Below are 18,551 nucleotides of genomic sequence, written 5' to 3' on the forward strand. Positions count from 1 at the left end.
TATCGTAAGGCGGCTGGCTTGCCGCCATACGACAATTCATCACACCAGTTGCTGATCAATAAACGTCATTTTTTGCTTACGCGACACCATAGCATAGTTCAGCAAAACGCCACCACACGCCACCATTCCACCCAGTAATGCGGCCAGAATAACGATCATTGATTTAGCCGGGCCATCTTTTTTCACCGGCAGCGAAGGCGTAAGTTGATATTTAAACGGTGTGAATTTTACGTCGCTCACATTCATCGCTAACAGTTGCTCAACGTGATACTGCCGATTACGTAATTCACCGTTAATTTCAGCAACATCCGTTACTGATTTTTCTATTTCTAATTTACGTTCGATGCCGTCAGCACCCAGTGAAATAGAGAAATCGGGATCATCCTTCACCGCCTGACCATTACTGTAGACCGGCTTTTTAATCCCGGCGGCATTGGCAATCTCCAGCGAGTAGTTCAGTCGCTGGATATTTGCTTCCAGCTGGTTCTTGAGCCTGACGCGATCCATCTCCAGCCTTTCTTTCTCGAAGCTGGTTTTGATCGACAGTTTATTGCGAATATCTTCCAGCGTTTCTTTCACTACAATATCAGAAATATACTGGATATATCCCTTCAGCACAGACTGAGCTTCTTCGGCATGAGGTGCGGTAAAACTCAGCGTCCATGAGGTATACAGCGAAGTTTCGTTCTTCTTACCCAGGTTAGTATCAACCGCTTTCATTTTCTCACTAAGCCTGACAATTGCCTGATGCAACTCCATTTCGTCGATATCAGCGCCTTTCAATTGATCCATCACGTAAGGTGAAGAGCGCAGATATTCTTCTAACAATGAAGGCGACTGGAATTTTTTGATAAACAGGTTAAACACATCACCACGGCTAACGCTAATATCCATATCCAGCACGCGCAATTTGGTCAACGTATTCTCGAGACTCTGCCACTGAACCGGTTCTGCGGGGGTCACGATTGCCTGACTGGTCCATTTTTGCGGAAGCAGGAAAGATACCAGAATACCCGCACAAGCAAAGGCGAAAACGGTCGCTATAATTTTCGTTCTTGCTCGCCATAAGATTTCGATTAGGTTCACTAAATCGATTTCATTTGCGTTTGCCGCTGGCTGAGGATAGCCAGTAAATTCCGAAACGTTATCTTGCTTAATATTTAATGATGACATGTTGCGTGACCTGAAAACTTTCCTAAAAGAAAAACATTCCTGTGGGAGAAGTCTACCAGCTAGTCAGAATTATCCGAAACACTCTTTGCGCTTGTCGCCCTACCAAAAATTATATTCGGAATTTATTCACCCCTTTCATCACCTCGCACCGCACAAAAACAACAACTCCACAACATATTTTTTACATTGTGGAGCTGTTCGATCACCGCGACTGCAATATTCGTCTTGTTACACAGATTTATTAATCAGCGTATTTATTACAGGTCCTATCGCCTCAAACGCGGTGGGGGAAATAATATCAACATGCGCGCAGTCGTGGCGGTAAACATCCAGACTGGATATCCACGGGGCCCAGCTACGTTCAGGGCTGACACCCGGCACTAAGGTACGCTCAGCAACGAACAGCGTGGCGTGACCTGCAAACGGCACGCTGTGCGCCGTGGTGAGCAGGCGAACCGCATCGGCGTAGTTGCCTTCGATAGCGTTAAATAAGGCCTCTGACGCATTCCCCTGCTGCGCCGCCAGAAAGGCTTCGCGTTCACGCTCGATCTCCGCCAGCACCGCTGGATCCAGCCCATTGGCCTCTTTTTCTTGCCAGTTTTGCGTCTCTGGCGGCCAGGTATCCAACAGCCCGAGGAATGCAACCATCTCTCCTCTGGCATGTAAGCGCGCGGCGATCCCCTGTGCCAGCGTGCCGCCCAGCGAATAACCTAATAAATAGTAAGGTCCGTGAGGTTGTTGACTGAGCAGCGTTGCCAGGTGATGTTCGCATACCGAGTCGAGATTTTCCGCCGTTTGCATCGGGCCATCCGGTCGTGGCGACTGAATACCCATAATCGACCACTGAGGGCTGAGATAACGCGACAGCACGCTAAACTGCCAGGCAAAACCCGACGCCGGATGGAAGCAGAACAACGTTGGGCCGTGACTTTCACGCAGTGGCAATAGCGTCTCGAATCCCAGACGCTGCGACTGTTCATCATCATTGCTCTCCAGCAATGCGCTCAGTTGTTCCACGGTGGAAGCCACCATAATCTGCCCGGGCGTCACCTGACGCTCAAAAATGCGGCTCAACTGCGCTGCCAGCTTCATCGCCAGCAGCGAATGCCCACCAAGCGCAAAGAAATCAGCCTCTACATCATTCACCTCACAATCCAGCAAGGCCGCAAAAGACTGCGCGATGGTGGTCTCAGTCCCTGATCGCGGTGCACGCCCGGAAACACGCGACGTCAACTGCGGCATCGGTAGCGCTTTACGATCCAGTTTACCGTTCGCGCTAAGCGGCAACTCCGCCAGTTGTAACAATACCGTCGGAACCATGTGCGCAGGCAGTTTTTCGCGCAGACGTTCCCGCAACACAGCCGTATCCAGCGGCAAACCCGATTGCGACACCAGATACCCCACAAGTTGACGCGCATCGCCGCCTGTCGCCGCAGCCTGGTTGAATACGCAGGCATGGGCAACGGCATGCTCGACATCAGGCAACTGCTGCATCACCCGGTCAATCTCGCCGAGCTCAATGCGCTGTCCACGAATTTTAAGCTGGTCATCGCTGCGCCCGAGGTATTCCACCGCGCCATTTTCCAGCCAGCGCGCCACATCTCCGGTACGGTACATACGTTCACCGACGTTAAACGGATCGGCGATAAAGCGGCTCGCCGTCAGATCCGGACGCCCCAGATAGCCTTGCGCCAGTTGGATCCCCGTCAGATACAGGTCGCCCGCTACGCCGAAAGGCACCGGGCGCATCATGGCATCCAGAATGCGTAAACCGGTATTCCAAACCGGATAGCCAATCGGTACGCTGTTGCCGGTTACGGCAGCGAGATCTTCTCCCCAGGCCGGATACCAGCTCACATCGACCGCAGCTTCCGTTGGTCCGTACAAATTGTGCAGTGGCGCATGAGTCAACTGCTCCCACTCACGGCATAAATCGGCTGGCAAGGCTTCGCCGCTGCAAAATACCCGTTTCAGAGAGGCACAACTCTCCCGCGCGGTTTCCGGCGTCAGTGAAGCGACAAAAGCGGCCAACATAGAGGGGACAAAGTGCGTGGTCGTCACCCCATAACGGGCAAAGAACTGTTGCATCGCCAGCGGATCGCGGTGCGCTTCAGGTTCTGCCATGACCAGTTTTGCCCCGGCAATAAACGGCCAGAAAAACTCCCATACCGAGACGTCAAAACTGCATGGCGTTTTTTGCGCCACCACATCATCTGCGGTCAGCGGATAGTGATTTTGCATCCACAGCAGACGGTTAACGATGGCGGTTTGCCCAACCATCACCCCTTTTGGTCTACCGGTAGAACCGGAAGTAAAAATGATATAGGCCGTATGATTGGGTTGAGATAGCGCCAACGGAGCAGCATCTTCTGCTGGCAGCGGCGAGTCATAGCAGAGACTTTCCAGCCCTGGGATATCGCTAAAACGCGCCAGTTGCTCTTCAGTCGCTATCAACAATTTTGGCTTCGCGTCTTCGAGCATCATCCGCAGGCGATCGTCCGGGTATCCGGTATCCAACGGCAGCCAGGCGGCTCCGGCTTCCACAATACCGTGCAGCGCCAGCGTCAGGAACACAGAACGCGGTAATGCCACAGCTACGCTGTCGCCAGGACGGACGCCGCGTTCGCGCAGAAGGCTCGCCAGCGCCACGACCTGCTGGCGCATTTCGCGATAGCTAAACTGATAACGGGCATCGGCCAGCGCCGGGGCATCCGGCGTTTTATCGGCCTGCTGTGTCACCAGTGCGCTAAGCGTAGTGAACGGGATCTCCACGGTCGTGTCGTTAATCTTCGCCAGCCGCTCATGTTCTGTAGGCAACAGCATCCCGGCGTCGCCGCAGCATAGCGACGGATTGTCAGCAAACTGCTCGATAAGCCCGATTAAACGCGAGGCATGCTGCGCCAGCGTTTCTGCATCGTAGCGCTGTTTATTGGCCAGGATTTCAATACTCAGCCCGCCGTTTTCATCCGGGAACAACGCCAGTTCAAGATCGTTCACCGGTCCTGTCGCCAGCGTATGAGTTTGCGCCTGAACGCCGGGAATATTCAGATGATAGTCGAATATTTTCACATTCAGCACCGGGCCAAACAGCGGCTCTGCACCGGCTGCACGCCCGCTGTCGCGAACGATTTGTTCGGCATCATAACGTTGATGCCGACGCATTTTCTTCAACTGCCCGGCCAGTCGTTGTGCAAGCGCAGGCAAGCTTTCTGCCGCATCCAGCCTCACACCAAATGGCAGAACGTTTAAAACCGGTCCAGTGGACGTCAACGCCGCCGAGCCCATACGCCGCATAAAGATAAACCCGGCGGCATAATCCATTCGGCTGCATAAGCGTCCCAGCCACAACGCCACCAGCGCCAGAGCCAGATCCGCACGCTGAACGTCAGGCATGCGTGCCGCAAGTCGGCGAAACGCTCCTTCAGGCGCGGTTAACTTCATGCGAATAATATCCGCGCTGGCCGGGCGTCCCGGCAACGGATTGTTCGACAGCGAAGCAGGAGGTGGGAGTTGCTTTCGCTGCTCGCGCCAGAAGGCGCCGTCCCGTTGCCAGGCATCACTTTGACGGTACTGTTGATACTCTTCCACCACCTCGGCGAACGGCGTAAAAGGCGAGTCTGGCGTAGACTCGCCATGTAGCCATGCGCGATAGATTGCGGCTATCTGGCGGGTAATGGCCGGGAAGCTGAAGCCATCGACCAGCAAATGATGGTAACGCTGATACCAATACCAACGTTTATCTCCCACCTGTATAAGCTGGTGAAAAACCAGCGGCTTATTGCCGTCAGCACGTATGTCCTGCTGCAGGTCTGCCTGCATCAACGCACGCGCCGCCTCATGTGGGTTGGATTTTTCGCGCAGATCGATGATTTCGGGTTGCGCAAAAGTGAGCGCAGGATCCACCCATTGCCAGACCTCGCCGTTATCTTCGCTAAACTGCATTCGCAAGGTATCGGCCTGCTCCAGGCCCGCCACAACCGCTTTCGCCAGCAACAACGCGTCCAGTTCGCCGGTTAATTCTACGTAGTGCGCCACGCTCCACGCCGAGGGCAATGTGGAGAGTTTTTCCGCCATCCAGATCCCCGGCTGAGCCGCCACTAACGGTAAACGCTGAGTCATGGAGCCTCCTGCATATCGACATAGTTCGCGGGCGTCAGCGTGGTCCAGTTTGCATCCAGCCATTGCTGGCAGGCTTCCTGGGATTGGGGTTCGCAAGCAATTTGCCAACCAGCAGGAAGTGAACACTGCTGCGGCCAAAGGCTAAACTGACGTTGGGGATTTTGCAGAATGTAAAACTGGCCCTGCGGATTATCGAAGGGGTTACTGAATTCCATACTCAACTCCTGTCGTGGAACGTCGTCCGGTTAAATCGTGTCGGTAAGCGGTTGCCAGAGCGTCATTAGCCCTTGCATCAGACCGCCGCGCCAGCAAAGCGCATCGTGTCCACCATCAACCTGACGCCAGAAAATAGACTGTGGTGCAGAAGGTAACTGGGCATATAACGCCTGATTAGCGCGATAAATAATGGGCTCGCGGATCCCCGCTTCCAGGACAATACGCAGTCCCTGAGCGCTGATGGTCCCGGTCTTCAGTTGCTCGACGATCGCTCCGTCCTGACCACCACCACGATGCGGCCACCAGTAAGAGCCCGACTGGCTAAGAACACAGCCAAAGCGCGCGGGCCAGTTCAGCCCGGCATACAGCGATGACAACCCGCCAAAACTTTGCCCGGCGACCACAGTACGCTGCGGATCGTCACTGAATGCGGTCGTCGTCTTCACCAGCGGCAACAGCTCCTCTTGTACCGCCAACCAAAAATCCGCGTTACACGGCAGTTCGCGGCTACGGTGAGTCGTGTCGATGGCATCAATCAGGAGATAAACGGCAGGAGGAAGGTGTCCACGATTCGTAAGTGAAGTTAGCGCAGGCCAGACCGGCATACTCTGTGCCCAAAACTGCCCATCCAGCATGATAGCCAGCGGACGAGATTCCGCTTGGGCCTCACCGGTGGTAAATACCCATACGCGACGCGTATTACCAAGCCTTGCGCTACGCCATTGCAGGCAAACTGCGGGTGAATCGGGGTTTTCAGGTCGATCCCATCCGGGCTGTACGGGCGCCTCCGGCATTTCCAGCGCAGACACCGCATGACCGCGACCGCCCTGCCAGCTCTGCGGATTAAGGGGATCGGCAATGGCCTGCAGCAGCAATTGCCGCCAGCCTTCACGCAGTGCGCTTCGGTCAGGCGCTGCGCCCACCGCCAGCGAGGAAAAGATATCGTTTCGTGTTGTCGGGATAAAACAGTAGCTGCCGCGCCAGTTGGCGCTGAGAGAAACACGCCAGCACCAAACATTTGTTCCATCAATGCGTTGCATCGACTGAGGGGTAGCGTTTTGATGATGATCGGTGACGCCAGTGATATAGACCCACACGCGATGAATGGCTGACTCTTTCTCCGTTCCCTGCGGGTCACGCCACCAGAAGGTTACACGATAATTTCCGTTGTCTTCACGCTCCCACTCCGGGCCTTTTTTTGACTGCCACCACGCCTCGCTTCCCATCTTTAACGTCGTCACCGCCATAACCCCATGTTTATTGTGAAATTTTATGATCTAGCGTGAAATATATTGATAATATTATTGATAACTATTTGCATTTGCAATAGCGTATTGTCGCGCTGTGGGAAGCGCGCACAGTTTTTCACCACTTATAAACCGACCTGGCGCTGCGTACTTTTTCTGGAATGGATAGTTTACGCAGATGCGGGCGACATCAGACCAAATGCCGCACCGAGGCACATTGGTACTCGTGGCTAAAAGAACAGCAGGACATACAATGAACAACAAGATTCATTCACTGGCCTTATTGGTCAATTTAGGGATTTACGGGGTAGCCCTGCCAGCAATGGCAGAAGATCAAACCGATAGCGTAGCTGTCTCTCATGAAGACACCATCGTCGTTACCGCCGCCCAGCAGAACCTACAGGCGCCGGGCGTTTCAACCATTACCGCTGATGAAATTCGTAAGAACCCTCCCGCTCGCGATGTGTCGGAAATCATCCGTACCATGCCTGGCGTTAACCTGACCGGTAACTCAACCAGCGGTCAGCGCGGCAACAACCGCCAGATCGATATTCGCGGCATGGGGCCAGAAAACACCCTGATTTTGATCGACGGTAAACCGGTTACCAGCCGTAACTCCGTACGCCAGGGCTGGCGCGGCGAGCGTGATACCCGCGGCGATACCGCCTGGGTTCCACCGGAAATGATTGAGCGTATTGAAGTGCTGCGCGGTCCTGCCGCGGCACGCTATGGCAATGGCGCAGCTGGCGGCGTGGTGAATATCATCACCAAAAAAGGCAGCAATGAATGGCACGGTTCCTGGGATACCTATTTCAACGCCCCGGAACACAAAGACGAAGGATCGACCAAGCGCACCAACTTTAGCCTGAATGGTCCAATGAGTGGGGATTTCAGCTTCCGCCTGTACGGTAATCTCGATAAAACCCAGGCCGACGCATGGGACATCAACCAGGGTCATCAGTCAGAACGTACCGGCACATATTCAAATACCTTACCAGCCGGTCGTGAAGGGGTGATCAACAAAGACATTAACGGTGTGGTTCGCTGGGATTTCGCCCCACTCCAGTCACTGGAACTGGAAGCCGGTTATAGCCGTCAGGGTAACCTGTATGCGGGCGACACTCAAAACACTAACACCAACCAACTGGTGAAAGATAACTACGGGAAAGAGACCAACCGTCTTTACCGCCAGAACTACTCTCTGACCTGGAATGGCGGCTGGGATAACGGCGTCACCACCAGCAACTGGGTGCAGTACGAACATACACGTAACTCCCGTACGCCTGAAGGTCTGGCGGGCGGTACTGAGGGTATCTTCGACCCGAATGCGTCACAAAAATATCTCGACGCCGACCTGAGTGACGTCATGCTGCACAGTGAAGTCAGCATTCCGTTAGATCTGCTGGTCAACCAAAACCTGACGCTTGGTACCGAATGGAACCAGCAACGCATGAAGGACATGTTGTCCAATTCACAGACCTTTATGGGCGGTGATATTCCAGGTTCGAGCAGTACCAACCGTAGCCCGTACTCAGACGCGGAGATTTTCTCTCTGTTTGCTGAAAACAACATGGAACTGACCGACAGCACCATGTTGACGCCGGGTCTGCGTTTCGACCACCACAGCATCGTTGGCGACAACTGGAGCCCATCTCTGAACCTGTCCCAGGGTCTGGGTGATGACTTCACGCTGAAGATGGGGATTGCGCGAGCCTATAAAGCACCAAGCCTGTACCAGCTCAACCCGAACTACATTCTGTACAGCAAAGGCCAGGGTTGCTACGCCACCGGCTCCGCGACGGGCATTGGTTGCTACATGATGGGCAACGATGACCTGAAGGCCGAAACCAGTATCAACAAAGAGATTGGTCTTGAGTTCAAACGTGACGGCTGGCTGGCCGGGGTAACCTGGTTCCGTAACGATTACCGCAACAAGATTGAAGCGGGTACGGTACCGTTCGACAGAACGTCTATCACCAGCAAAGGGAAGACGACTTACACTGATATCTATCAGTGGGAAAACATTCCTAAAGCAGTGGTTGAGGGTCTGGAAGGTACGTTGAACGTACCGGTTAGCGAAACCGTTAACTGGACCAACAACATTACCTACATGCTGCAAAGTAAGAATAAAGAGACCGGCGAGCGCTTGTCGATTATTCCTGAATACACGCTGAACTCAACGCTGAGCTGGCAGGCGCGTGAAGATTTATCGCTGCAATCAACCTTCACCTGGTACGGTAAACAGCAGCCGAAGAAATACGATTACCAGGGTAAACCGGTAACCGGTAGTTCGGCGAGTGAAGTCAGCCCGTACAGCATCGTCGGCCTGAGCGCAACCTGGGATGTGACGAAAAATGTCAGCCTGACTGGCGGCGTGGATAACGTCTTCGACAAACGTCTGTGGCGTGAAGGCAATGCCCAGACCACGGGCGATATTGTAACCGGGAACTATATGGCGGGCGCTGGCGCGCACACCTATAACGAACCGGGCCGGACGTGGTTCATGAGCGTTAACACGCACTTCTGATAACGTTTCTCCCTCTCCTCGCTACGGGGAGAGGGAAACAATAACGACGATGCACACAACGCACACAACGATCACTTTCGCAGACCACACGCTGCACATTGTCGAGTTCGATCCCGACACCTTCCAAGAGCACGACCTGTTCTGGCTCCCCCACCATACTCAGCTTCAATCCTGTGGGCGTAAGCGTAAAGCTGAGCACTTAGCGGGGCGTATTGCCGCAGTACATGCATTACGTGAATACGGTATCAAAACTGTGCCTGGCATCGGCGGGCAGCGACAACCGCTGTGGCCACAAAAGTTGTTTGGCAGCATCAGCCACAGTACGTCAACTGCGCTGGCGGTGGTATCGACGCATCCCGTCGGACTGGATATAGAAGCTATTTTTACGCCACAAACCGCAGTTGAGCTGACTGGCGGTATTATCGATAACTGTGAACAACGGCTTTTACAGTTCAGTTTGGTTCCCTTTCCGCTCGCCTTAACCTTGGCGTTTTCCGCCAAAGAGAGCGTGTATAAAACATTTTCCGCGCAGGCATCGGAGCTGCCGGGATTTGCCAGCGCCAAAATAGTTGCACTCACAGCGACACACTTAACGGTGCAAATCACCCCGTCATTTTCGCAAAACCTCGCCGGGCAGGAAGTTAATGTTCGCTGGTTTCAGCATGATGAAAACATCATAACTCTGTGTGAAGCGACTTTGTAACAAAGTCCGCCATTGACCGGCGTTGCCGCCCGTGTTCATCAAAGTTCTCCGCCGCCAGCCAGCGCTGTAACACGGCGTCACACTGGGGCCATTCGCCGTCAATCATCGATAACCAGTCGCTGTCGCGATTGCGGCCCTTACGCACAATCTTCTGACGAAAGCGTCCTTCGAAGATAAACCCAAGGCGTTCCGCCGCCCGGCGCGAAGCCGTGTTCAGAGAGTCGCATTTCCACTCCACGCGACGATAACCCAACGCAAACGCCTGGCGCAGCAGCAGCCAGATGCTTTCGGTGCCAAGTACCGTATTTTTCATGCGCGGTGACCAGGTCACATGACCAATTTCGACCGAACCGTGCTCTCGTTCGATCGCCATAAAACACACCAGTCCAACGGCACGTCCGAAACGCTGCTCAATGACGGCATAGGGAACCAGAGAGGCATCAGTGGATTTCCCCTCAACCCAACAAGCTGCAGCCTCAACGCTTGTGGGGCGAGAGCTTGCAAGCCAGGTCCAGTCGCGATCATCCGGTGCCTGCGCGTAGGCATCAAACAGATCGGCGGCATGGCTGTCGGCATCCAGAGGGACCAGTCGACAATATTGACCGACAAGCGTTTCCCGTGGCAGTACGGCAGCGCCATTCCAGTCCGGCACAACATCGCCGACGGTCTGCCCATAAAGATTTATTTCCGGCACGATTCAACCCCAGTTGCAAAGTAAAAAATAGTTATAACACCAGCTATTTCACCTTCAAAGCGTCACCAGGGAATATCTGACAACGAACAGAAAATCAGCCGCCCTTCTATACTGATTAAAAATCAACGCTGAAGAGAGTCTTATGCCACTTCCCGATTTTCATGTTTCTGACCCTTTCACGTTAGGCATTGAACTGGAAATGCAGGTGGTCAATCCTCCGGGCTACGACCTGAGTCAGGATTCTTCCCGGCTGATTGACGCCGTAAAGTCACGGCTTACCGCCGGAGAAGTGAAGCACGATATCACGGAAAGTATGCTGGAGATGGCGACCGGAGTTTGTCGCAATATCGACCAGGCGAGTGCTGAATTATCCGCTATGCAGCAGATAATCACGCGGGTTGCTGCAGAGCAGCACCTCGCCATTTGTGGCGGTGGTACGCATCCATTTCAAAAATGGCAACGTCAGGAAGTCTGCGATGACGAACGCTATCGGCGTAACCTGGAAAATTTCGGTTATCTCATTCAGCAGGCGACGGTATTTGGCCAGCATGTGCATATCGGCTGCGCAAACGGCGACGATGCCATATACCTTCTGCACGGCCTGTCGCGATTTGTTCCGCATTTTATTGCGCTCTCTGCCGTTTCACCTTATATGCAGACGTCCGACACGCGGTTTGCCTGCGCGCGACTGAATATATTCTCCGGATTTCCCGATAATGGCCCGATGCCATGGGTGAATAACTGGCAAGAATTCGAGGGGCTATTCCGTCGGCTGGCTTACACCAGCATGATTGATAGTATTAAAGATTTACACTGGGATATCCGTCCCAGCCCGCACTTTGGCACGGTAGAGGTTCGGGTAATGGATACGCCACTGACCCTTGATCATGCGGTCAATATGGCAGGGCTTATTCAGGCTACCGCCCACTGGTTACTCACCAAACGGCCGTTCAAGCACCAGGAGCGTGATTACCTGTTGTATAAATTCAATCGTTTTCAGGCCTGTCGCTTTGGTATGGCGGGAATCATCACCGACGTCAATACCGGCGACGGTTGTCGCTTGTCAGATGACACATTGCGACTACTGGAGAATGTTGCGGTCTCTGCGGATAAAGTGGGCGCGGCCAGCGCGATTGAAGCTATACACCTGCAGGTTAAAAATGATCATGATGAAGCACAAAACATGCGTGACTTCGTCGCCGAAGGCGGGTCACTGAGTGGTCTGGTGAAAAAACATTGTGAGATTTGGACCGGGCTTTGAGCGTGGGAATTTGCGTTGCCCGCAGAGATCCCGGACAATGGCTTTTTAACTCAAGTTTAACAATGTTATGAAACACCCGCTTGAATCACTGATGACCGTAGCAGGGATCCTGCTACTGGCTTTTTTGTCTTGCCTGCTGCTGCCCGCCCCCTCGCTTGGCCTGGTGCTGGCGCAAAAACTCGTCGCCATTTTTCATCTGATGGATCTCAATCAGTTTTATACTTTGCTGTTTTGTCTGTGGTTTTTACTGCTGGGTGTGATTGAATATTTGGTGCTGCGCTTCATCTGGCGGCGCTGGTTCTCGCTGGCGGATTAGACCCGCGAGAACCTTTTGCTGTTAATGCGTTCGGCTATGATTTTCTTTGCGATAAGCGCCCGGCGGCTGGCTGAACGTACGGGTGAAAATACGCGTAAAGGTCTGCTGCGAATCGAATCCGTATTTCAAACAGATGTCGTACACTTTCTGGTCGGTATCGCGTAGATCGCGCGCGGCCAGTAGCAGCTTACGTTCCCGAATGTAACGCCCGAGGCTTTCGCCTTTATACTGCATAAAAAGACGCTGCAGGTGCCATTTTGAATATCCCGCATGGCGTGCAATATCATCAATGCGCAATGGTTGATTCAAATTATCATCAATCCATTCAACAATCGTATCAATTACCTGAGCAGAAATCGTCATCATGCTCTCCCCTGTATTCATTGAGTCACCTGTTGCCACCAGGCCGTAAACAGTTGGTCCGGTTCGGACAGTATTACCGGTTCACCCAACATTGGCGTCAGCAATCGGTAATTGTAACGACGGCTTGCAAGCGCCAGTCGTTTGTAAGGATCATCCCAGGTATGTTTCGCCAGAACGAAACGACCTGCATGCCCTGGTAGAACGGCTTTCGCATGCAGATCGACCGCAGCCTGTGCCGTCTCTTCCGGCATCATGTGAATAAACTTCCAGTCATGGTCATACTGGCCGTTCTCCATAATCGCCAAATCAACCGAGCCAAACTGCTCGCCGATGGCTTTAAAATGCGGCCCATAGCCGGAATCGCCGCTGTAATAAACGTTCTGCTCCGGCGTTTCAAACATGAAACTCGCCCATAGCGTCTGATTGCGCTTGATGCCTCTCCCCGAAAAATGACGGGCTGGCAACGCATGAACGATCAGCGAATCCGTTACTCTGATGGATTGATTCCAGTCCATCTCGTCGATTATCTCGCCGCGCATTCCCCAATAACGCAGATGTGACCCTACGCCAAGCGGCGTAATCACCCGCTTAATTTTCGGCATTAACGCCTTGATCGTGGCGAGATCCAGATGGTCATAGTGATCGTGCGAGATAATAAGCAGATCGATCTCCGGCATCGTCTGTGCGGACCACGGATAATCACCGGCAAAGGCTTTGTTCAGGAATGAAAGCGGTGCGGCATAGTTGCTAAACACGGGATCGATCAGGATACGTTGACCGGCCAGCTGCAAATACCACGAAGAGTGACCCAGCCAGACAAGCGTGTCCTGCTCTGGAGATAACCCGGCGAGATCGGTCGCCACCAATGGCAACGGATGTGCTGGCCGCGCATTTTCGCGCTTAGCGACCAAAAACTCCCACCAGGCAGCCAGCATACTTTTGTTGCCGGTATAGCCCGGTGTTGGCACCTGGTTATGAAACTGTCCATCACGATAGTGCGGTGACTGTTCAACCTGACTCAGCTGTGCCCCTTTCGGTGCCTGACCAAACCCGGCATTGAGTAAAAACGGTAAACTTGCAGCTGCGCCAATGAGCATAATAACAACCACACAAACTGTGAGACGCTTCATATCCTGACCTTAAACACGCCCCCTTTCCGCTGGTTTGCGTGACTGACTCTTGATTATGAGTGAGTAAGCACTCATTATAGAAATCGAAAGTTCGCCGTCAAGATGATTTTCAATCTTTGACATTCACCGTTGCGGTGCTGCAAAGGCCGTGATTCAATCATGCTTTTTACAACTTAAGGGTAAAGTGTAGTGGCTCGTCCGAAGAGTGAAGACAAAAAATTGGCATTACTGGAAGCTGCAACCACAGCATTTGCACAATCAGGTATTGCGGCGTCTACCGCCGTAATTGCCCGCAATGCAGGTGTTGCGGAGGGAACGTTGTTTCGCTATTTCGCGACCAAAGATGATTTGATCAACGAGCTTTACCTCTTTTTAAAGCACGATCTCTGTCAGTCGATGATGGCAAATCTGGATCGCTCAGTGACCGATGCCAAAACCATGACTCACTATATCTGGAACAGCTACATTAGCTGGGGCCTGAACCATACCTGTGGGCATCGCACGATTCGCCAGTTAGCCGTTAGCGAGAAAATCAGCAAAGAAACAGAACAGCAGGCTGACGATATGTTCCCCGAACTGCGCGATCTTTGTCATCGTTACGTACGACCTGAGTTTATGTCTGACGAATATCGCGCCTTTGGCGATGGCCTTTTTCTCTCTTTGGCGGAAACCACCATGGAGTTCGCTGCCCGAGACTCTGCCCGGGCCAAGGAATACATATCGATGGGATTTGAAGCGATGTGGCGCGCTCTAACCCGCGAGGAACAATAATGGACGGCCAAACCCTGCCTACCTGTGCGAAACGCCTTGCGCTCGAACTGCCTTTTACCGAACACTGCTGGCCATTCGGCCCGGAATACGATGTCTTCAAGGTTGGCGGTAAAATTTTTATGCTGGTCACGGAGCTTCGCGGACGTCCGCTTATTAACCTGAAATCCGATCCGCAAAAATCACTGTTAAACCAGCAGATCTACCCCAGCATTAAACCCGGCTATCACATGAATAAAAAGCACTGGATCTCGGTCTATCCGGGCGACGACATTACCGAGTCATTACTGGCAGAGCTGGTGAATGATTCCTGGCACCGCGTCGTTGACGGCTTGCCGAAGCGGGATCAAAAACGCCTGCGTCCAGATTGATTTATCGTTAACCCCGATAAGTGTTTTTGCATTTTCCTGTCTTATCTTTTTCCTGCTAACCCTGTACCCTGCTGAAACAAAACGTACCCGCAGGGTATAAAAAACCACCAGGAGTAGTTATGGATATTGTTTCTGTCGCCTTAAAACGTTACTCCACTAAGGCATTCGATCCGACTAAAAAACTGACCGCTGAGCAGGCCGAAAAATTAAAAACGCTGCTGCAGTTTAGCCCATCCAGCACCAACTCTCAGCCATGGCATTTTATCGTTGCCAGCACTGATGAAGGTAAAGCGCGTGTGGCCAAATCCGCAGCCGGCGGCTTTGTGTTCAACGAACGTAAAATGCTGGATGCTTCCCACGTAGTAGTGTTCTGCGCCAAAACGGCGATGGACGACGCGTGGCTGGAGCGCGTGGTGGATCAGGAAGAGAGCGATGGCCGCTTCGCCACCCCTGAAGCTAAAGCTGCAAACCACAAAGGTCGTACCTTCTTTGCTGATATGCATCGCAAAGAACTGAAAGATGACAACCACTGGATGGCAAAACAGGTGTATCTGAACGTTGGTAACTTCCTGCTGGGCGTTGCAGCAATGGGTCTGGATGCAGTGCCGATCGAAGGCTTTGATGCGGCGGTGATGGATGCAGAGTTTGGTCTGAAAGAAAAAGGTTTCACCAGCGTAGTGGTGGTCCCGGTGGGTCATCACAGCGTAGAAGATTTCAACGCCGCGCTGCCGAAATCCCGTCTGCCGCTGGAAACAACGCTGACAGAAGTCTAGTCCCCACATTTGCATAAGCTCCACACAGCGGTCATCATAGACCGCTGTTTATTAAGGAGACGTTATGCAGGAATTGATATCTCAGGTAGAAGAACTCGGCATTGAAATAAATCACACCACCTCGCTGGTGATGATTTTTGGCATTATTTTTCTCACCGCCATTATTGTTCACGTTATTTTGCACTGGGTGGTATTACGCGCATTTGAAAAACGCGCCAGTACCAGTTCCCGTCTGTGGTTGCAAATTATCACGCAGAACAAATTATTCCACCGCCTGGCGTTTACGCTGCAAGGTATCATCGTCAATATACAGGCTACACTCTGGCTACAAAAAGGCAGTGAAGTGGCAGATATATTAGTGACCTGCGCACAGCTGTGGATCATGATGTACGCCCTGCTGTCCCTGTTTTCTCTGCTGGACGTTATTCTCAACCTGTCGCAAAAGCTCCCAGCCGCATCCCAATTACCCTTAAAAGGTATATTTCAGGGTATCAAACTGATCGCCGCCATCCTGGTCGGGATCCTGATGATTTCCCTGCTGATAGGTCAATCGCCGGCAATACTGATAAGCGGTCTGGGTGCCATGGCAGCCGTGCTAATGCTGGTATTTAAAGACCCGATTCTCGGTCTGGTGGCCGGAATACAGCTCTCGGCCAACGACATGCTTAAGCTTGGCGACTGGCTGGAAATGCCGAAATACGGTGCAGACGGTGCTGTTATCGATATTGGTTTAACCACCGTCAAAGTGCGCAACTGGGATAACACCATCACCACGATCCCCACCTGGTCACTGGTATCAGACTCTTTTAAAAACTGGAGCGGAATGTCGGCTTCAGGTGGTCGGAGAATTAAACGCAGCATCAGCATTGATGCCACCAGTATCCATTTTCTTGATGATGATGAGCGTCAGCGACTGCATAAAGCACACCTGCTGAAACCGTATTTGACCACGCGTCACCAGGAAATCAAAGAGTGGAATCAGCAATTAGATGCGCCTGAATCGGTATTGAATCACCGCCAAATGACCAATATTGGCACCTTCCGCGCTTATCTGAACGAATATTTGCGTCATCACCCACGTATTCGCAAAGATATGACGTTAATGGTGCGCCAGCTTGCGCCAGACGATCACGGATTACCAATCGAAATTTATGCTTTTACCAATACGGTGGTCTGGCTGGAATATGAAAGTATTCAGGCTGATATCTTCGACCATATCTTTGCCGTGGTCGAAGAGTTTGGCCTGCGCATTCATCAGTCGCCTACCGGAAACGATATTCGCGCACTGTCTGGCGCGTTTCAGCGTTAATCTGCAGAATAGATAAATCACCGATCTCATCACCAGGATGAGATCGGTAGAAACTTAGCGGGACTTACGACGCAGCAGTTTAAAGGCCACAAACAAGAAAATGATCCACACTGGCAGCAGGATAGCTGACAGGCGCATCTCATCCATCGTACACATCAGCACCAGGATCATGCCAAGGAAAGCAATACACAGGTAGTTCCCTGCTGGATACAGCAGCGCTTTAAACTGTGTGTCACGTCCTTTGCGACGCATCGCCGCCCGGAATCGCAGATGTGCCAGGCAGATCATAATCCAGTTCAGCAGCAGCGTCGCCACCACCAGCGCCATCAGCAGGCTAAAGGCTTTTTGCGGCAGCACATAGTTGATCAGTACCACCAGCGACGTAATAGCACCGGAAAGGATCAGTGAATTCACCGGTACGCCGCGACGGCTGACGCGGGTTAAGAACTTCGGTGCGTTCCCCTGAACCGAGAGACCAAATAGCATACGACTGTTAGAGTAGACGCCACTGTTATACACCGACAGCGAAGCCACCAGGATGACAAAGTTCAGCGCAGAAGCCACCACGTTGCTATCAAGATTATGGAAAATCATCACAAACGGGCTGCTGTTGGATTTCACTTCCACCCACGGGTATAGCGCCAACAGCACCACCAGAGAACCGATGTAAAACAGCAGAATACGGTACACCACCTGGTTTACCGCCTTTGGAATGCTTTTCTGCGGATCCTGCGCTTCCGCGGCGGTAATCCCGATAAGCTCCAGCCCGCCAAAGGAGAACATAATCACTGCCAGCGACAGAATTAATCCGTTCCAGCCGGTAGCAAAAAAGCCGTTGTAACGCCATAGGTTATCGATGCTTGCATGTTCCCCGCCGTTACCGGAAAACAGCATCCACACGCCAAAACCTATCATGCCGATAATGGCCAGCACTTTAATCAGTGCGAACCAGAATTCCGTTTCGCCATACAGACGTACGTTGACCAGATTGACGGCGTTGATGATCACGAAGAATGCCGCGGCCCAAATCCAGGTCGGGACATCGGGCAGCCAGTACTGCATGTAGATCCCAGCCGCTGTCAGTTCCGCCATACCGACCAGCACAAACATCACCCAGTAGTTCCAACCGGACAGAAAACCCGCGAACGGTCCCCAGTATTTATAGGCAAAGTGGGCAAAGGATCCGGAAACGGGTTCTTCCACTACCATTTCGCCCAGTTGACGCATAATCAAAAAAGCGATGATCCCGGCCACACCGTAACCCAGTAACACCGCAGGTCCCGCCATCTGAATAGCCGGGCCAATGCCTAAAAACAGGCCCGTACCAATTGCACCGCCCAGTGCAATTAACTGAATATGGCGGTTTTGCAACCCTCGTTGAAGCGTCGGCTCATTTGTTGACGCGGCATCAGACACGCTGGTGTCAGATGCAGTTGACGCGTTTTTCACGCCCTTCCCCTGTGTCGTTTTTATTGAAGGGGCTTCTTTTAACATTTCAACCTGGTTGTCGCAAGGCGCAATCGATTGGATACGCCGGGCTTCCTTGCCCAACGCACCGAGGCTCTGCAGAAAAACAATAGA

At 52.6% G+C, this 18,551-nt stretch carries 16 protein-coding genes; 8 read left to right on the forward strand and 8 right to left on the reverse strand.

Features of this window, described 5'->3' with window-relative positions; all coding sequences use genetic code 11:
- Nucleotides 1-39: 39 nt before the first annotated feature.
- The 4 genes from wzz(fepE) to fes all read right to left on the reverse strand — a co-directional run bounded on the left by wzz(fepE) (nucleotide 40) and on the right by fes (nucleotide 6,755).
- Nucleotides 40-1,173 (reverse strand): LPS O-antigen length regulator Wzz(fepE), encoded by a 1,134-nt coding sequence (gene wzz(fepE) / locus SK33_RS16860; protein ID WP_048219378.1) that lies wholly within the window; start codon nucleotides 1,171-1,173, stop codon nucleotides 40-42.
- A 228-nt stretch (nucleotides 1,174-1,401) separates the two neighbouring features.
- Nucleotides 1,402-5,292: an enterobactin non-ribosomal peptide synthetase EntF gene (gene entF, locus SK33_RS16865; protein WP_048219379.1), complete on the reverse strand. Its 3,891-nt coding sequence runs from the start codon at nucleotides 5,290-5,292 to the stop codon at nucleotides 1,402-1,404.
- Complete coding sequence (locus SK33_RS16870; RefSeq protein ID WP_003022015.1) at nucleotides 5,289-5,507, reverse strand: MbtH family protein; 219 nt, start codon at nucleotides 5,505-5,507, stop codon at nucleotides 5,289-5,291. Before SK33_RS16870 ends, entF begins: the two co-directional genes overlap by 4 nt.
- Before the next feature lie 30 nt (nucleotides 5,508-5,537).
- The gene (gene fes / locus SK33_RS16875; protein ID WP_048219382.1) at nucleotides 5,538-6,755 is read right to left on the reverse strand and encodes an enterochelin esterase; all 1,218 of its coding nucleotides are present in this window, start codon (nucleotides 6,753-6,755) and stop codon (nucleotides 5,538-5,540) included.
- 253 nt (nucleotides 6,756-7,008) lie between these two features.
- On the opposite strand from fes, the gene SK33_RS16880 reads away from it, so the two are divergent.
- Both SK33_RS16880 and entD read left to right on the forward strand, forming a co-directional pair.
- The gene (locus tag SK33_RS16880; RefSeq protein ID WP_048219385.1) at nucleotides 7,009-9,282 is read left to right on the forward strand and encodes a TonB-dependent siderophore receptor; all 2,274 of its coding nucleotides are present in this window, start codon (nucleotides 7,009-7,011) and stop codon (nucleotides 9,280-9,282) included.
- Nucleotides 9,283-9,331: 49 nt separating this feature from the next.
- Complete coding sequence (gene entD / locus SK33_RS16885) at nucleotides 9,332-9,985, forward strand: enterobactin synthase subunit EntD (RefSeq protein WP_048219388.1); 654 nt, start codon at nucleotides 9,332-9,334, stop codon at nucleotides 9,983-9,985.
- Here the strand turns inward: entD and SK33_RS16890 are convergent.
- Nucleotides 9,957-10,679 carry a GNAT family N-acetyltransferase gene (locus tag SK33_RS16890; RefSeq protein WP_048219391.1) on the reverse strand — a complete coding sequence of 241 codons (723 nt, stop codon included), beginning with the start codon at nucleotides 10,677-10,679 and terminating at the stop codon, nucleotides 9,957-9,959. The two genes, entD and SK33_RS16890, sit on opposite strands and share 29 nt — an antisense overlap.
- Nucleotides 10,680-10,821: 142 nt before the next feature.
- On the opposite strand from SK33_RS16890, the gene SK33_RS16895 reads away from it, so the two are divergent.
- The gene (locus tag SK33_RS16895) at nucleotides 10,822-11,940 is read left to right on the forward strand and encodes a YbdK family carboxylate-amine ligase (protein ID WP_048219393.1); all 1,119 of its coding nucleotides are present in this window, start codon (nucleotides 10,822-10,824) and stop codon (nucleotides 11,938-11,940) included.
- Nucleotides 11,941-12,007: 67 nt separating this feature from the next.
- Nucleotides 12,008-12,256, forward strand: a complete 249-nt coding sequence (locus SK33_RS16900) for a DUF1158 domain-containing protein (RefSeq protein ID WP_008784044.1) — start codon at nucleotides 12,008-12,010, stop codon at nucleotides 12,254-12,256.
- A gap of 21 nt (nucleotides 12,257-12,277) precedes the next feature.
- Here SK33_RS16900 and SK33_RS16905 read toward each other — a convergent pair whose 3' ends face one another.
- Nucleotides 12,278-12,619, reverse strand: a complete 342-nt coding sequence (locus SK33_RS16905; RefSeq protein ID WP_003021996.1) for a RamA family antibiotic efflux transcriptional regulator — start codon at nucleotides 12,617-12,619, stop codon at nucleotides 12,278-12,280.
- 17 nt (nucleotides 12,620-12,636) lie between these two features.
- Nucleotides 12,637-13,749, reverse strand: coding sequence for an MBL fold metallo-hydrolase (locus SK33_RS16910; protein WP_032948766.1), 1,113 nt, complete (start codon nucleotides 13,747-13,749; stop codon nucleotides 12,637-12,639).
- Nucleotides 13,750-13,938: 189 nt separating this feature from the next.
- On the opposite strand from SK33_RS16910, the gene SK33_RS16915 reads away from it, so the two are divergent.
- From SK33_RS16915 to SK33_RS16930, 4 genes are all read left to right on the forward strand, one after another.
- Nucleotides 13,939-14,520: a TetR/AcrR family transcriptional regulator gene (locus SK33_RS16915; RefSeq protein WP_003021988.1), complete on the forward strand. Its 582-nt coding sequence runs from the start codon at nucleotides 13,939-13,941 to the stop codon at nucleotides 14,518-14,520.
- Nucleotides 14,520-14,888, forward strand: coding sequence for an MmcQ/YjbR family DNA-binding protein (locus SK33_RS16920; RefSeq protein ID WP_032948764.1), 369 nt, complete (start codon nucleotides 14,520-14,522; stop codon nucleotides 14,886-14,888). The genes SK33_RS16915 and SK33_RS16920 overlap by 1 nt, the downstream gene beginning before the upstream one ends.
- A gap of 119 nt (nucleotides 14,889-15,007) precedes the next feature.
- Nucleotides 15,008-15,661, forward strand: coding sequence for an oxygen-insensitive NAD(P)H nitroreductase (nfsB, locus tag SK33_RS16925; RefSeq protein WP_003021982.1), 654 nt, complete (start codon nucleotides 15,008-15,010; stop codon nucleotides 15,659-15,661).
- Nucleotides 15,662-15,725: 64 nt separating this feature from the next.
- Nucleotides 15,726-16,970, forward strand: coding sequence for a mechanosensitive ion channel family protein (locus tag SK33_RS16930; protein ID WP_048219395.1), 1,245 nt, complete (start codon nucleotides 15,726-15,728; stop codon nucleotides 16,968-16,970).
- 54 nt (nucleotides 16,971-17,024) lie between these two features.
- On the opposite strand, the gene pheP is transcribed toward SK33_RS16930, so the two are convergent.
- Nucleotides 17,025-18,419 (reverse strand): phenylalanine transporter, encoded by a 1,395-nt coding sequence (gene pheP / locus SK33_RS16935; protein ID WP_003021979.1) that lies wholly within the window; start codon nucleotides 18,417-18,419, stop codon nucleotides 17,025-17,027.
- Between the last annotated feature and the right edge of the window lie 132 nt (nucleotides 18,420-18,551).

It is taken from the genome of Citrobacter sp. MGH103 (assembly GCF_001034475.2).
Taxonomy (GTDB): domain Bacteria; phylum Pseudomonadota; class Gammaproteobacteria; order Enterobacterales; family Enterobacteriaceae; genus Citrobacter; species Citrobacter freundii.